Here is a 15,789-nt window from a genome sequence, read left to right on the forward strand (position 1 = left end):
TTCTTCCAGCGATTTCGCCAGTTGGCATCGTTTACATCCCGCTTGTTTTCGTCGAATACACTAAGTATACCATATGAGCGGCGGAAATCAAGGGGGATGCGCACAAAAGAGCGGCCGGACGCTCTCGACTCATCCGGGGTTCAGCAGAGGATCCGCCGGTACTCCTCCTCGGTCTTGACCCGGCCCACGGCAGAGAGGGACAGTCCCTCCGGCTGGAACAGCTCCTCCGCCAGCGTCCGCACGTCCTCCCGGCTCACCGCCTCATAGCCCGCGATGATCTCGTCCGGACTCAGGACCCGGCGCTCCAGCACCTCGCCCCGGCCCATGGCGCTCATGCGGGCCTGGGTGGACTCCAGCCCCATGAGGATGTTGGCCTCGGCCTGCTCCCGGGCCCGGTCCAGCTCCTCCTGCGTGATCCCGTGGGCGGCCACGTCCTCAACCACCGCCCGGATGGTGGTCAGGGCCTGCTCCTCCTGTTCCCGGCTCAGGGCGGTGTAGATGCCGAAGAGGCCGGTCTCCGCGTGTCCGGCGGCATAGGAGTAGACGGAGTAGCACAGCCCCCGCTTCTCCCGGACCTCCTGCCACAGGCGGGAGGACATCCCTCCGCCCAGCACGGCGGACAGGAGCTGGGCGGCGAACCGCCGCTCGTCCCCATAGGGGAGGCCCGGGAAGGCCAGCGTCAGATGGTCCTGCTCGATGGCCTTCTTTTTCAGGGTGAAGGCGGGGCGGTAGGAGGCCTTCTTCTCCGCCTGGGGCTTCCCCAGCTCCAGAGCGGAGAAGCGGGCGGTCAGGGCGTCGATGTCCGCCTGCCGGAAGCTGCCCGCCAGGCTCACCACGATCCGGTCCGGGCCATAATGGGCCCGCTGGTACTCCTTGAGCCAAGCGCCGGTCATCCGGTCCAGCGTGGCTTTCTTCCCCAGGATGGGCCGGGCCAGCGCCGTGCCCCGATAGACCGCCAGGGCCAGCCGCTCGGAGCTCAGGTCCTCCGGGTTGTCCTCGTACATCCCGATCTCCTCCAGGATGACGCCCCGCTCGGTCTCCACGTCCTCCTCGGCGAACCGGGAGTCGAAGAACATATCACACAGCAGGTCCGCCGCCCGGGGGAGATGCCGATCCAGCGACCGGGCGTGGAAACAGGTACACTCCTTGGTGGTGAACGCGTTGACCTGGCCGCCGATGGCGTCCATCTCCTCCGCCAGCGCGGCGGCGGAGCGCCGTCCGGTGCCCTTGAACACCATATGCTCGATGAAATGGGCCGCGCCGTTCTCCGCCGCCTTCTCATGGCGGGAGCCGGTGCCCACCCAGATGCCCAGCGCCGCCGAGCGCACCCCCGGCACGGCCTCGGTGCAGATCCGCACCCCGTTGGGCAGAACGATCTTCTGATCCATAAAGTCCCCTTCCCCCGCCGGCGGCTCCGGCGGGCGCTGTCGTTTTCTGCCCTATTATAGCACCATCGGAGGGACCCTGTCGAGGCGGGAGCTCATGGGGCGTCCTCCCGGGCCAGCAGACGCCCGCTGGTCCGGTCCATGCCGACGGCCCCCAGCGGCGCGGTGATCAGGATGGCCAGCACCGCCACCGACAGCACGATCTGCCCGCAGGGCAGGCCCAAGGACAGGGGCACCGACCCGATCGCCGCCTGCACCGTGGCCTTGGGCAGATAGGCAATCACGCAGAAGAGCCGCTCCTTCCGGTCCAGCTCCGTCCCCAGCAGGCAGAGGCACACCCCCGCCGCCCGGAAGCACAGGGCCAGCCCGATCATGGCCGCCGCCGGGAGGCCCGCCTCCAGCGTGTAACGAATGTCCACTGCCGCGCCCACCAGCACGAAGAGGACCACCTCCGCCGCCAGCCACAGCTTGCCGAATTTCTCCGACAGCCGCCGGGACACCGGGGCCGGGCTCTCCCGCTTCAGCACGCAGGCCATGCTGACCACCGCCAGCAGTCCGGACAGCGGCACCGTGCTCTCGAGCCACTCCTCCAGCGACACCAGCAGGAAGGACACGCCCAGCACCACGATCATCTTCATGCTGTTGCGGACCATCCGGTCCCGGGCATAGGCCCGCTCGAAGGCCCGGCTCAGCAGGAGGCCCGTCCCCGCGCCCACGGCGATGCCAAGCAGGATGGACACCGGCACGTCCAGCAGGTCCGTCAGGTGGACCGCGCCCCCCTGAGCCATGCCCACGAAGGCGGTGAAGAGCACGATCACATAGATGTCGTCGCAGGAGGCCCCCGCCAGGATGAGCTGGGGGATGCCCTTTCCGGTGCCCCGGCGCTCCTCGATGAGCTGGACCATCCGGGGGACCACCACCGCCGGGGAGACCGCTCCCAGCACCGCCCCCATGACGGCGCCCTCGATCCGGCTGACCCCCAGGAGCGAGGGCGCCAGCAGGAAGAAGGCCAGCATCTCGCAGCTGGCGGGGACGAAGGCCATCAGCACCGCCGGACGGCCCACTTTTTTCAGGTCGGACAGGTCCAGCGACAGGCCGGCCTTCAGCAGGATCACGATCAGGGCGATCTTCCGCAGATCGGCGGACACGGACAGGATCGCGGGATCCAGCAGGTCCAGGGCGCAGGGCCCCAGCAGGATGCCCACGAAGAGCATCCCGATGATCCGGGGCAGGCCGATCCCGCGGCACAAAGCCGCGGCGGCCAGTCCCGCCAGCAAGATGAACGCGAGCGATGCTATCATAGAAAAAACTCCTCCTCTCGGATAGGGACGAAAAAAGAGCTGATGCCCCCTGTGACGCTCGATCACAGAAGTCATCAGCTCTTCTCATCCTCAGAAGAACGGTTCCGCCCCGGAGCGCGTCCGCGGGCGGGGGAGCACCTCATTCCCCTATCCGTTTTGTCTCTTGCAGGATACCACCGGCGGGGCCGGCTGTCAAGAGGGATCTCGCCCCGATCCGTTCCCCCGATCTCCCTTCTTCCCCTTCCGGCCGTCCCGGTCCTCCCGGGGCTTCTGCTCCCGGCAGAGGCGGCGGAAGGCGGCGGGCTCCTTGGCGGCGAAGGTCCGCTCCTCCCCGGAGCGGGGGTCCACCAGCACCAGCTCGTTGGCGTGGAGGCACAGGCGGCCCAGAGGCCGGGTCCGGGCCCCGTACTGCCGGTCCCCGGCGATGGGATGGCCCAGGTCGGCCAGGTGCACCCGGATCTGGTTCTTGCGGCCGGTCTCCAGGTCGATGTCCAGCAGAGCGTAGCCGCCCCCGGCGCAGATCGTCTTGTAGCGGGTCACGGCCTCCTTGGCGTCCCGGCCCTTGGGGCCGGAGTACACCAGATGGGTCCGGGTCTCCCGGAGCCAGGAGCGGATGGTGCCCTCGGGCTCCTCGGGGACTCCCTCCACCAGCGCCCGGTAGCCCCGGCGGCGGACCCGGCCGTCCCAGTCCTCCTGGAACGCCCGCTTAGTCTCCTCGTTCTTGGCGAAGAGCACCACGCCGGAGGTGTCCCGGTCCAGCCGGTGGACGATGAACACCCGACCGTCCCGGACCTTCTCCCGCATATAGTCGGTGAGGATATGGTAGGCGGTGCGGTACTTCTCCTTCTCATTGGCGATGGTCAGCAGGCCGGCGGGCTTGTCGATCACGATGATGTCCCGGTCCTCATAGAGCACGGGGAAGGGCAGCTCAGGGGCCTCCACCACCTGCTTGGGGGCCAGGCTCACCTGATCGCCGGGGGCCAGGGCATGGTCGAAGCGGGTGAACACGCGGCCGTTCACCCGGAACTGCCCGCCGGAGAGCATGGATTTGATGTTGTTGCGGGACTTCCCCTTCACATGGGCCAGCAGGAAGGGCAGGAGCACGTCATCCGCCTCCACGTTCCACACCTGAGGGGCTGGTTTCTTCTGTTCTCTCACGTTCGGGACCTCTTTCTATCATAGTGGTACGATGATATCACGGGATGATGGAAATTGCAAGGCGGAGGCGGGACCGCGGGGACGGTCCTTTCGCTGTATTTACACCGCCCCCAAAAAGGTGTATCATTAGGGCAGGAATGACGAGGAAGCGCTTCCTCGTCCCATTTCACCGTGAAATGGGACGCAACTACCATTCTGTCATAGGAGGGACTTGTATGAAGAAACGACTGCTCAGCATACTCACAGCCCTGGCCCTGTGCCTGACCCTGCTGCCCATGGCGGCGCTGGCGGAGGAGGGGACCGGCAGTAAGACTGTCATCGCGTCCGTTGATGATCTGAACGAATTTGCGGCGGCGGTCGATCGCGGTGAATACGAAGATCCAGATACCATCGTCTCTCTTGAGTCGGATCTGGATCTGTCTGGAATCGACTGGAAGCCTATCGGAAATGCCGCAGTTGATCCAAAAGGCAACGTCAGTCAATATTTCGGCGGCAAGTTTCTGGGGAATGGCCATACCATCAAGCTCGACTTTTCCAGTTGCTATGGAAAAGAAGAGGGTGCATCCGTCGGCTTCTTTAGTGAAATCTATGGGGCCGAAGTGTCTGGTCTGACCATAACTGGCATCGCTAATGCCACTGTGAGTGGGCAAACTTGTTTTGGTGCAATTGCAGGATATGCAGATTCCTGCCAAATCTCTGACTGTGTTTCAGAAGTTTCCTCCAATAACAATGGCTATTTTACAAATGGATTCTATGGGATGATTGGCTATGCCAAAGATACTACCATCGAATACTGTCACAGCAGGGGCACTCTTATAAACACAATGGTAAACAATGACCAAATGAGCAGTATGTATGCAGGAGGCATCGTGGGTTACTGCATGAATTCGGTGGTACAATATTGCTCCAATACGGGTGATATGACTCTTGCGGCTACTTATGGCGGCGGCATCGTCGGATCGTTAAGTGCGAACTCTACCATCAACAACTGTTATAATACCGGCAAATTGACTCCGCTCGGAAAGGGTATTACCGATATTGGCGGCATCGTTGGTTATATCTATGATGGTGTTGCAGTCAAAAACTGCTATTTCTCCGGTTTGATCGATTTGAGTCAGTATACTGCCACCATCACTCCACCCGCTGTTTCCTATAGCCGCCTTGGTGGTATCGCTGGACAGGTCGGCAACGGTACTCCCGCTTTTGAAAATAACTATTTTACCGAAACTGAACATATCTCAGGTCGTGTGAAAGGTATGGGGGAAGGTGTCACGGCCGGTGCCGCCAAAACGCCCGAGTACATGACGACCGAAGCGTTCTATAACGAACTCAAAACAGGCGGCGGCGATTATCTGTATCAAGAGGGCCGCACTCCGATCATCCCGCGCCATGTCACCTCCATCGCCCTCGACAAGTCCGCCCTCACCCTGACGGTCGGCGCCACCGGCAAGCTGACGGCCACTGTCTCCCCTGACAACGCCACCGACAAGTCCGTCACCTGGTCCAGCGACAACGAGCCGGTCGCCACGGTCTCCGATGACGGCACCGTCACCGCCGTGGCCGCCGGTACGGCCACCATCACCGTCACCACCACGGACGGCGGCAAGACGGCCTCCTGCACGGTGACGGTCAACGCCCCCACCCCCACGCCTACCGTCCGTGATGACGACGACGATGACGACGATCCCAGCTACCCCGTCACGGTCCCCGGCGGGAGCTCCGTGGCCAACGGCTCCATCCAGGTCACGCCCCGGAACGCGGAGAAGGGCAGCAGGGTGACGATCACGGTCACACCGGACCCCGGCTATGTGCTGGGCTCCCTGTCCGTCACCGACTACAAGGGCAATGCGCTGACGCTCACCGATGCGGGCGACGGCAAGTACACCTTCCTCATGCCCGGCTCCGCCGTCAAGACCAGCGTGTCCTTCGTCCCGGAGACCGTCACGCCCGCTCCCGGTCCGGATCAGGCGTTCCCCTTCACCGACGTAAAGGCGGACGCCTACTACCGTGAGGCGGTCCGCTGGGCCGTGGACGAGGGCATCACCAGCGGCACCTCCGCCACCACCTTCGGGCCGGACCTGCCCTGTGTCCGGGGCCAGATCGTCACGTTCCTGTGGCGGGCGGCGGGCTCTCCCGCGCCCACCGGTGCCCTGACCTTCACCGACGTGGCGGAGGGCTCCTACTGCGCCGACGCCGTCCGCTGGGCGGCGGAGAACGGGATCGCCAGCGGTACCTCCAAGGAGACGTTTAGCCCGGACCTGCCCTGTACCCGGGCCCAGATGGCGGCCTTCCTGTACCGGAGCCAGAAGAGCCCCGCCGTGTCCGGCTCCTCCGCCTTCACCGACGTGAGCGCCGGGGACTACTTCCACGACGCGGTCCTGTGGGCCGCCCAGAACGGCATCACCAGCGGGATCTCCGCCACCGCCTTCGGGCCGGACCTGCCCTGTACCCGGGCCCAGATGGTGATGTTCCTCTACCGCCTCATGGGCAAGTGAACAAAATATCAGCCGGGGGACGGCCTCATCACGGGGCCGTCCCCCTTTTTCGCCCAAATGGAACGTCTCCTTGGGCGAAACTCTCGATTTGCATCTCCCGTCTATCTATGATACAATAAGCTGATTTTGAGCCGAAGGGGGGAAAACTCCCCCCTTGAGATCGAAGGTCGCGCCGGGGTCAAGCGGCGTTCCCGAACGGATATCGTGTCGTTCAGATGGATGGGGACCTTGGATCTGGCACACGAGAGAAAGGAACGAACGATATGATCGAGATCAACGGTGAGCAGGTGGAGCGCGTCTCCAAGTATGCCGACCTGGGCCTCTCGGCCCCGGTCATGCGGGCCATCGACAAGAAGGGCTATGTCCAGGCCACCCCCGTCCAGGCGGGCGCGATCCCCTATTTCATGGAGTGGAAGGACGTGATCGCCAAGGCCCCCACCGGCACCGGCAAGACCTTCGCCTTCGGCATCCCCATGGTGGAGCACGCCGACCCGGCGTCCACCGATGTCCAGGGCCTGATCCTGGCTCCCACCCGGGAGCTGGCCCTCCAGATCCAGGACGAGCTCCGGGATCTGTGCGAGTTCAAGGAGGGCGTCCGCACCGTCTGCCTGTATGGCGGCGCGCCCATCGAGAAGCAGATCACCGCCCTGAAGAAGCGTCCCCAGATCGTGGTGGCCACCCCCGGCCGCCTGATGGACCACATGAAGCGCCGCACCGTCCGGCTGGACAAGGTGGAGACCGTGGTGCTGGACGAGGCCGACCGGATGCTGGACATGGGCTTCATCAAGGACGTGACCCGCATCCTGGACCAGATCAAGCACCGGAAGAACTTGGGCATGTTCTCCGCCACCATCTCCCGGGAGGTCATGGACATCTCCTGGGTGTACCAGCGGGACCCAGTGGAGATCACCGTCCGGCCGGTGGAGGACTCCAAGCCCGACATCCAGCAGTACCGGATCGATCTGGACAGCCGGGAGAAAAAGCTGGACACCATCGTGGCCCTGCTGACCCACGGCGGCTATGAGCGGGCCATCGCCTTCTGCAACACCAAGAACATGACCGACCGGCTGGCCGGCCTGCTGAAGATGCGGGGCATCTCCTGCGAGGCCATCCACGGCGACATCCAGCAGAAGGTCCGGGAAAAGACGCTGGAGAAGTTCAAGGCGGGCCAGCTCCGGGTGCTGGTGGCCACCGACGTGGCCGCCCGAGGCCTGGACATCGACGACGTGGACGCCGTGTTCAACTACGACGTGCCCGACGAGATGGAGAACTACACCCACCGGATCGGCCGCACCGGCCGGGCCAAGCGCCACGGCGTGGCCTACACCTTCGTGGCCAACATCACCGAGGGCATCCGCATGGATTCCATCGTGAAGAACACCAAGGCCGAGGTCCAGCGCCTCCAGTACGACAAGGACGGCTGTCTCCTGCCGGTAGAGGAGAAGTAAGACCGGTCCATCCCAAAAAACGAACGCGCCGCCACGGATCTGCGATCCGCGGCGGCGCTTTGCTGTCTGTGATATGAGTGGTCCGGTCAGGCCAGACGCCGGTCCAGCTCGGCCTTGATGGCGCTCAGGAAGGCGGCGCTGTCCACGGCGTTGGCGGGGGCGCTGCCCTCCCACAGGCCGGCCAGGTCCTTGGTCATGGTACCGCCCTCGATGGTGGCCACAGTGGCGGCCTCCAGCTGATCGGCGAAGTGCTGGAGGTCCTCCAGACCGTCCAGCTCGCCCCGCTTGCGGAGGGCGCCGGTCCAGGCGAAGAGGGTGGCCACCGGGTTGGTGGAGGTGCTCTCACCCTTCAAATACTTGTAGTAGTGGCGGGTGACGGTGCCATGGGCGGCCTCATACTCATACTTGCCGTCCGGGGAGACCAGCACGGAGGTCATCATGGCCAGAGAGCCGAAGGCGGTGGAGACCATGTCGCTCATCACGTCGCCGTCGTAGTTCTTGCAGGCCCAGATGTAGCCGCCCTTGGACCGGATGACCCGGGCCACCGCGTCGTCGATCAGGGTGTAGAAGTAGGTGAGCCCCAGGGCCTCGAACTGATCTCGATACTCCTTCTCATAGGTCTCCTGGAAGATGTCCTTGAAGGTGTGGTCGTACTTCTTGGAGATCGTGTCCTTGGTGGAGAACCACAGGTCCTGCTTCGTGTCCACGGCGTACTGGAAGCAGGAGCGGGCGAAGGACCGGATGGAGGTGTCCTTGTTGTACTGGCCCTGGAGCACGCCGGGGCACTCGAAGTCATAGATGGTCTGGCGCAGCTCCTGGCCGTCCTCCCCACGGAAGAGGAGCTCGGCCTTGCCGGGGCCGGGGATGCGGAACTCGGTGGAGCGGTACACGTCGCCGTAGGCGTGGCGGGCGATGGTGATGGGCTTCTCCCAGTTCTTCACCACGGGGGAGATGCCCTTGACCATGATGGGCGCGCGGAACACGGTGCCGTCCAGGATGGCCCGGATGGTGCCGTTGGGGGACTTCCACATCTCGTGGAGCTTGTACTCGTCCATGCGCTGGGCATTGGGGGTGATGGTGGCGCACTTCACGGCCACACCGTACTTCTTGGTGGCCTCGGCGGCCTCCACCGTGACCCGGTCGCCGGTCTTGTCCCGCTCGGGGAGGCCCAGGTCGTAATACTCGGTCTTGAGGTCGATATAGGGGGTGAGGAGGATGTCCTTGATGTCCTTCCACAGGATACGGGTCATCTCGTCGCCGTCCATCTCCACCAGGGGAGTCTTCATCTGGATCTTTGCCATAGTAGTAAAAGCACCTCCGAAAAAGGGCAGGTCCCTTTTTGATATTCCCATCTATCATACCAGCCCCCGCCCCATTTTGCAACGCCGTTCTTTTGGGCGATGCTGTGGGAAAGTGCCCGGGCATCCCGGTCTCCGCGCCCCTTCCCGTCTGGATATGGGGCCCTTCCTACTTGACGGCCCCGCATAAAAGTCCTATCATTTCAGAAAGAAGGTCCTGCTTCCCCCATATATCATACAAGAGAGGAGCTGAGAGGCTCATGAGAAGAACACGGACCGACAGGCGCGGCTTCACGCTGGTGGAGCTGATCGTCGTACTCGTTATCCTTGCGATACTCGCGGCATCGATCGTCCCTGCTCTGACCGGATATATCGACAAGGCAAAGGAAAAGACCCTGATCACGGAGGCCCGCGGGGTCTGGACCGCCGCACAGGCCGCCGCTTCGGAATGCTACGCGCTGAACGACGACGGGTTCGATGCGGAAAACTGCCGACATTCCTGTATGATAAACGGCCGCAAGGTCTCCGGTCTGGGCCGGATCACGAACGCCACCCTACAGGACGAGCAGAAAAACCATCACACCACGGGTCTCAACGCCAGCAAGCGGATCGGCCAGCAGGTCCTGCGCTATCTGGACAGTGAGGACTACGCCACCGCGCGCTACCGGTTCGAGGGGGCGTGGATCCCCAGCAGCGGCTCCACGATCGGTCGATTCTTCCAGCTCTATCCCAAAGAGTCTGTGGCGATCCAGATCTTCTACGACCGGAACGGCAAAGTCGTCGCGCTCACCTTCGGCCGAGGCGATCTCATGGTGACGATGTTCGACGGTCAGGCTCCCACCTGTGTCCGCAACGGCCGGTTCCTGTAAGCCCGCCGCCCCATGACCGCGCTCCCAAAAAACAGGACAGGAGCCGCTCCGAGATCGGAGCGGCTCCTTGTCTGTTTCTTCGTCATTCGCCTCTGGGAGGATCCTGAGGATCCTGAGGCGCTTCCGGCTCTGCCGGGGCGGCGGAGCCGTCCCCGCTGTCCTGAGGCTGGGGCGGGCGCACCGGCTCGCTGGTCATGTGGATGCTGCGGGCAGGGGGCTCCACGGTGGTGTCCTTCTCGGGGCGGGCGCCGTAGTTGTCGGCCGTGGCGGGGTCCCGGCCCTCCAGGATCGCCATCATCTCCTCGCCGGTGATGGTCTCCTTCTTCAGCAGATACTCCACCACCTTGTCCATGTCCGCCCGGTTGTCCCGGATGATGCCCACGGCCTTCTCATAGGACTTGCGGAGGATGGACATGACGTCCTTGTCGATGTCGGCGGCCGTCTCCTGAGCGCAGTCGATGCCATAGCCGCCGTCCAGATACTGGTTCCGGCGGGAGGCCAGAGCCATCATGCCGAACTTGTCGCTCATGCCGTAGAGAGCCACCATGTTCCGGGCCAGACTGGTGGCCTGCTGGATGTCCTGAGCGGCGCCGTTGGTCATCGTGTCCAGCACCACCTCCTCGGCGGCGCGGCCGCCCATGAGGGTGGCGATCTCCGCCATGAGCTCGTCCCGGGTCTGGAGGTTCTTGTCCTCCTCCGGCAGATGGAGGGTATAGCCCAGAGCCCCCTGAGTGTGGGGCACGATGGTGATCTTCTGCACAGGGGTGGTGTTCTTCTGCTTGAAGGACACCATGGCGTGGCCCACCTCGTGATAGGCCACCAGCTTCTTCTCGAACTCGGAGAGGACGGAGTTCTTCTTCTCCGCGCCGGCGATCACCTGCTCGAAGGCGGCCAAGAGGTCGTTCTGGTCCACAGCCTTCCGGCCCATGCGCACCGCCCGGAGCGCGGCCTCGTTCACCAGGTTGGCCAGGTCCGCGCCCACCGCGCCGGCAGTGGCCAGCGCGATCTTGTTCAGGTCCACGTCGTCCGCCAGACGGATCCGGCGGGTATGGACCTGGAGGGTGGCCAGACGGCCGGCCAGATTGGGCCGGTCCACGGTGATCCGGCGGTCGAAGCGGCCGGGCCGCAGGAGAGCCTGGTCCAGCACCTCCGGCCGGTTGGTGGCGGCCAGCAGGATCACGCCCTTGGTGGGATCGAAGCCGTCCATCTCCGCCAAGAGCTGGTTCAGGGTCTGCTCCCGCTCGTCATTGCCGCCCATGCGGTTGTCCCGGGACTTGCCGATGGTGTCGATCTCGTCGATGAACACGATGCAGGGGGCCATCTTGTTGGCCTCCTTGAAGAGGTCCCGGACCCGGCTGGCGCCCACGCCCACGAACATCTCCACGAAGTCCGAGCCGCTGATGGAGAAGAAGGGCACGTTGGCCTCTCCGGCCACGGCCTTGGCCAGCAGGGTCTTGCCGGTGCCCGGAGGGCCCACCAGCAGAGCGCCCTTGGGGAGCTTCGCGCCGATCTCGGTGTATTTCTGGGGGTTGTGGAGGAAGTCGATGATCTCTACCAGAGACTCCTTGGCCTCATCCTGACCGGCCACGTCCTTGAAGGTCACGCCGGTCTTTTTTTCCACATAGACCTTGGCGTTGGACTTGCCCACGCCGCCCAGGCCGCCGCCCATCTTCCCGGCCATGCCCCGGAAGACCAGCATGAACAGGCCCACGGACACCACCATGGGCAGCACCCACTGCACCAGGAAGGTGACGATGGGCGAGAGCTCCTGCTGGTACTCCGTACCGTACTGGATCACGCCGTGCTCCTCCATCAGGGGGACCACCCGGCTCAAGTCGTTGAGGATCGGAGCGCAGTAATAGCTGTGGGCCCGGGCCAGCTTGGCGCTGACCGACTGGCCGGCGGCGCTGTCGTCCGGACCGGTGAGCATATCCATCATCTGGCTGGCCGCGGCGGTGGAACCGGTGGCCGGTGTGGTGGAAGTGGGCAGCTCCGGCACCGTGTCCGGGTCGATGCCCACGGCGGCCACATCCTCCTTCAGATAGATGGTGTACTTGTTGGAGTCCATGTCCACCGCGTAGACCTTGTCCTCCTCCACCAGACGGATGAAGTCGCTGTACTGGATCAGGTCCGAATTGGCCTGATCCGACATGGAGAGGAAATAATTCACCAAAATAGTGATCACCAGGGCCCACAACAGGACCGAGACGATCCCCATCAGGTTGCGCTTGTTGTTGGGACTGTTGTTGCGCTGCTTATCGGGCTTCAAACGCTCGCCCTCCTCGCTGTTCAAGATAGATCCCGCCCGCGAAAGGCGGTTATCCTTATTTATAACACAAAGCACCTTTGAATACAAGGAAGCGGGGCCGGAAAAGGTGTAAACTTTCTGTGACAGGACCATTTGCCTCCCGATGGAAGTCCCCCTTTTTCCCGCCCTCCAAATGTGGTATACTATCCTATCATGCATATGACGCCATCCATGGCTTCCAGCGAATGGACCGCCATCACGAAAGCAGGAGAATACCGATATGAGAGACGAGAAGAACTTTCCCCGCCGGGACGCCGACCGGGAGGCCGGAGCCGACGGCATCATCGAGGGCCGCAACGCCGTGATCGAGGCCCTGCGGGCTGGCACCGCCATCGACAAGATCTACATCGCCAAGGGCGAGACCGACGCCGCTCTGGGCCACATCGCCTCCACCGCCCGGGGCAAGGGCGTGGTGGTGGTGGAAGCTGACCGCCGCAAGCTTGACAACATGAGCCGCACCCACTCCCATCAGGGGGTGATCGCCCTGGCCGCCGTGCGGGAGTACGCCAGCGTGGAGGACATCCTCAACGCCGCCCGGGAGAAGGGCGAGCCCCCGCTCATCGTGGTGTGCGACGAGCTCTCCGATCCACACAACCTGGGGGCCGTGATCCGCACCGCCGAGTGCGCCGGCGCCCACGGCGTGATCATCCCCAAGCGCCGCTCCGCCGGCCTCACCGCCATCGTGGCCAAGACCTCCGCCGGAGCCGTCAGCCATGTGCCCGTGGCCCGGGTGCCCAACCTGCCCGCTCTGCTCAAGGAGCTGAAGGACGAGGGCGTCTGGATCTTCGGCACCGCCGCCGACGGGGACCGGACCATCTATGAGGCTGACCTGAAGGGGCCCGCCGCCATCGTCATCGGCAGTGAGGGCGAGGGCATGGGCCGTCTGGTGGCCGAGACCTGCGACTTCAAGGTCCGCATCCCCATGAAGGGCAAGCTCAACTCTTTGAACGCCAGCGCCGCCGCCGCCATCCTGCTCTATGAGGCGGTCCGCCAGCGCATGGGATGAGCCCCCGCTATGTTTGAACGAATGACTGAGCCGGAGCCGAACGGCTCCGGCTTTTGACAGGAGAAGCCTATGTCGAAGGATCATGACGACCGCAGCGAGCGGTCCAAATCCCAGGACCCGGAGCTGGAGTTCTCTCTGGAGGACATCCTGGCTGAGTATTCCAGCAAGCCCCGGGACAAGGGCCGGGTGGTCCCCTTCCCTGCTCCCCCCCAAGCGGAGGAGCCGGACGGGACGCCGGCCCCGGAGACCGCCGCCGCTGACACGGATACGACCCCCATCACTTCTATAAGGGAGGAGGACACGGACGCCGTTCCGGAGGACGTCCCGGACGCGTCCCAGTCGGAGCCGGAGCCTTCCGGGGCAGCGGTCCCCGCCCCGCACCGCAGACGCCGCCTCTTCTCCTTCTTCCATCCCCGGGACCGGAAAGCCGCTTCGGAGGAGACGGCGGAACAGCCGCCGATCCCTCCGGGGGAGTCGGACCCCCCGCCGCCCGAGGCGCCGGCAGGCGATGAGGCGCAGGAGGCCCCGGCCCCCAAGCCCTCCAAGCCAAGGCCGTCCAAGGCTCTAAACGTGCCGGACGAAGCGCCCGCCCCCGGACCGGAGCCGCCGGAAAAGCTGGTCTACTTCCCCGGGGAGGACCCCAGGGACAAGGGCCTCGGCGGACAGATCCGCCGTCTGAAGAAGAAGGCCGACGCCTACGCCGATCAGATGTTCCAGGAGGAGGACGCCGGAGACGCTCCGGAGGTCCGCCGGGCCGAGCGCTACATCCCCGGCGTGGATGTGGAGGAACCGGAGGACGAGGAGCCCCCCCGTCCCCGCAGGCCCCGCCGGATGCCCCCGCCCGCCCCGGACCTGCCTCCAAAGGAGCTGTTCCAGCGGTACAGCAAGGGTCTGGGCGGCATGAAGCTCCGGGTGTTCCTGCTGTTCCTGCTCTCCGCGCCGCTGGTCTGGCTGGCGGGCGTATCCTATCTGGGCATCGGTCTGCCCGCGCCGCTGGCGGGACAGGAGCCGCTCCTGCGCTTCGCCCAGGCCGGCCTGCTGGGCGCGGCCATGCTGATCGGCATCGACGGGATCGGCCGGGGGCTCAAGCACCTGCTCTTCCTGCGGCCGGAGCTGGACAGCGTGGCCGCGCTGTCCTGCTTCGCCGTGCTGGCGGACGCCCTGCTCCTGGCCCTGTCGCCGGAGGAGCCGGTCCGCCAGCCCTACTGCGCGGCGGCGGTCCTCTCCCTGGCTCTCGGCCTGTGGGGCGAGCTGTGGAAGCGCCGTGGCCTGCGGGTGGCCTGCCGCACGGCGGCCTCGGCCTCGGAGCCCTACCTCGTCACTCTGGACGAGCACAAGTGGAACGCCAAGGACACCTTCGCCAAGTGGTCCGGGGAGCCGATCGGCTTCGGACGCCAGATCCAGGCCCCGGACGGGGCCCAGCGGATCTACCACATCATGGCCCCCCTGATCCTGATCGCCGCGGTGCTCTTCGCCATCCTGTCCTCCATCGGACGGGGGCGGCCTCAGGACCTGATCTGGGCCCTGTCCGCCACGCTGACGGCGGGGGCCTCCCTCTCCTCCGGCCTGTGCTACGGCATCCCCTGGCGGGAGCTGTCCCTGCGGCTGGCCAAGAGCGGAGCGGCTCTGGCCGGATGGGACGGCGTCTGCGGCACCGGCGGCTCCGCCGGGATCCTGCTGACCGATCAGGACCTCTTCCCCCCGGGGACCGTGGGCCTGAACGGCATCAAGATCTTCGGGGACTTCCCGGTGGAAAAGGTGGTGGGCGTCACCGCCACCATGATCCGGGACTCCGGGTGCGGCCTGGACAAGATCTTCCACGACCTGCTCCGCACGCAGGGGGCCGTCTACCGCCGGACCCGGGACTTCACCTGCTATGAGGGCGGCGGCGTGTCCGCCGAGATCCGGGACCAGTCGGTGCTGGTGGGCTCGGCGGCCTTCATGCACCTGATGGAGGTCCCGCTCCCCCAGGGCCTCCACGTGAAGAACGCGGTCTTTTGCGCCATCGACGGGGAGCTGGCGGGGATCTTCGCCCTGAAATACACCCTCCACGGCACGGTGGAGCCCTCCCTCCACGCTCTGATCCGCAGCCACATCGTCCCCGTGCTGGCCACCCGGGACTTCAGCATCATCCCCGAGATGCTCCGCCAGCGCTTCAAGCTCCCGGCGGACAAGATGGAGTTCCCGCCGGTGGCGCGCCGGGTGGAGCTCTCCTCCCCCCAGCAGGCCCACAGCGAAGTGCTCACCGCCGTCCTCTGCCGGGAGGGCGTGGGGCCCTTCACCGAGGCCGCCGTGGGGGCCAGGCGTCTGCGCAAGGCGGTCCGGCTCTCCGCGGGGCTGACCTGCCTGGGGTCCTGCGTCGGGGTCCTGCTGGCCTTCTATCTCACGTTCATGGGGGCCTATCTGGCCCTGTCCCCCTTCGCCCTGCTGGTGTTCCTGGCCATGTGGCTGGTGCCCACGGTGCTGATCTCCCACTGGGTGACGCAGTATTGACGATATCTCCTTTACATCCTCGCGCGTT

Annotated in this window: 11 protein-coding genes and 1 riboswitch; of the genes, 5 read left to right on the forward strand and 6 right to left on the reverse strand. The window is 65.0% G+C overall.

Features of this window, described 5'->3' with window-relative positions; genetic code table 11:
- Window positions 1-140: 140 nt before the first annotated feature.
- From KQI12_RS10935 to KQI12_RS10950, 4 genes are all read right to left on the reverse strand, one after another.
- Complete coding sequence (locus KQI12_RS10935; protein WP_216573326.1) at window positions 141-1,388, reverse strand: pitrilysin family protein; 1,248 nt, start codon at window positions 1,386-1,388, stop codon at window positions 141-143.
- Between the two features lie 92 nt (window positions 1,389-1,480).
- Entirely contained in the window at window positions 1,481-2,686 is a 1,206-nt protein-coding gene (locus KQI12_RS10940; protein WP_216573328.1) for a sodium:proton antiporter, read from the reverse strand.
- 58 nt (window positions 2,687-2,744) lie between these two features.
- Window positions 2,745-2,842, reverse strand: a riboswitch (Fluoride riboswitch).
- Window positions 2,843-2,878: 36 nt separating this feature from the next.
- Entirely contained in the window at window positions 2,879-3,844 is a 966-nt protein-coding gene (locus KQI12_RS10945) for an RluA family pseudouridine synthase (protein ID WP_371818027.1), read from the reverse strand.
- Window positions 3,845-4,806: 962 nt separating this feature from the next.
- Window positions 4,807-5,079, reverse strand: a complete 273-nt coding sequence (locus KQI12_RS10950) for a hypothetical protein (RefSeq protein WP_216573330.1) — start codon at window positions 5,077-5,079, stop codon at window positions 4,807-4,809.
- Between the two features lie 66 nt (window positions 5,080-5,145).
- Between KQI12_RS10950 and KQI12_RS10955 the strand changes: the two genes are divergently transcribed.
- Together KQI12_RS10955 and KQI12_RS10960 are read left to right on the forward strand one after the other, a co-directional pair.
- Entirely contained in the window at window positions 5,146-6,339 is a 1,194-nt protein-coding gene (locus KQI12_RS10955) for an S-layer homology domain-containing protein (protein WP_216573332.1), read from the forward strand.
- 266 nt (window positions 6,340-6,605) lie between these two features.
- Window positions 6,606-7,787 (forward strand): DEAD/DEAH box helicase, encoded by a 1,182-nt coding sequence (locus KQI12_RS10960; protein WP_216573505.1) that lies wholly within the window; start codon window positions 6,606-6,608, stop codon window positions 7,785-7,787.
- Between the two features lie 86 nt (window positions 7,788-7,873).
- On the opposite strand, the gene KQI12_RS10965 is transcribed toward KQI12_RS10960, so the two are convergent.
- Complete coding sequence (locus KQI12_RS10965) at window positions 7,874-9,088, reverse strand: NADP-dependent isocitrate dehydrogenase (RefSeq protein ID WP_216573334.1); 1,215 nt, start codon at window positions 9,086-9,088, stop codon at window positions 7,874-7,876.
- A 257-nt stretch (window positions 9,089-9,345) separates the two neighbouring features.
- On the opposite strand from KQI12_RS10965, the gene KQI12_RS10970 reads away from it, so the two are divergent.
- On the forward strand, window positions 9,346-9,954 hold the full coding sequence (locus tag KQI12_RS10970; RefSeq protein WP_216573335.1) for a type II secretion system protein: 609 nt from the start codon (window positions 9,346-9,348) through the stop codon (window positions 9,952-9,954).
- Between the two features lie 82 nt (window positions 9,955-10,036).
- Here the strand turns inward: KQI12_RS10970 and ftsH are convergent, their stop codons facing one another.
- Entirely contained in the window at window positions 10,037-12,172 is a 2,136-nt protein-coding gene (gene ftsH / locus KQI12_RS10975; RefSeq protein WP_216573507.1) for an ATP-dependent zinc metalloprotease FtsH, read from the reverse strand.
- Between the two features lie 310 nt (window positions 12,173-12,482).
- Here ftsH and rlmB point away from each other — a divergent pair, with 310 nt between their 5' ends.
- Both rlmB and KQI12_RS10985 read left to right on the forward strand, forming a co-directional pair.
- Window positions 12,483-13,268 carry a 23S rRNA (guanosine(2251)-2'-O)-methyltransferase RlmB gene (gene rlmB / locus KQI12_RS10980; RefSeq protein WP_216573337.1) on the forward strand — a complete coding sequence of 262 codons (786 nt, stop codon included), beginning with the start codon at window positions 12,483-12,485 and terminating at the stop codon, window positions 13,266-13,268.
- Between the two features lie 69 nt (window positions 13,269-13,337).
- Window positions 13,338-15,761, forward strand: a complete 2,424-nt coding sequence (locus KQI12_RS10985) for a hypothetical protein (RefSeq protein ID WP_216573339.1) — start codon at window positions 13,338-13,340, stop codon at window positions 15,759-15,761.
- Window positions 15,762-15,789: the final 28 nt, after the last annotated feature.

The organism is Pseudoflavonifractor sp. MSJ-37 (genome assembly GCF_018917965.1).
Classification (GTDB): Bacteria; Bacillota; Clostridia; order Oscillospirales; family Oscillospiraceae; genus Pseudoflavonifractor_A.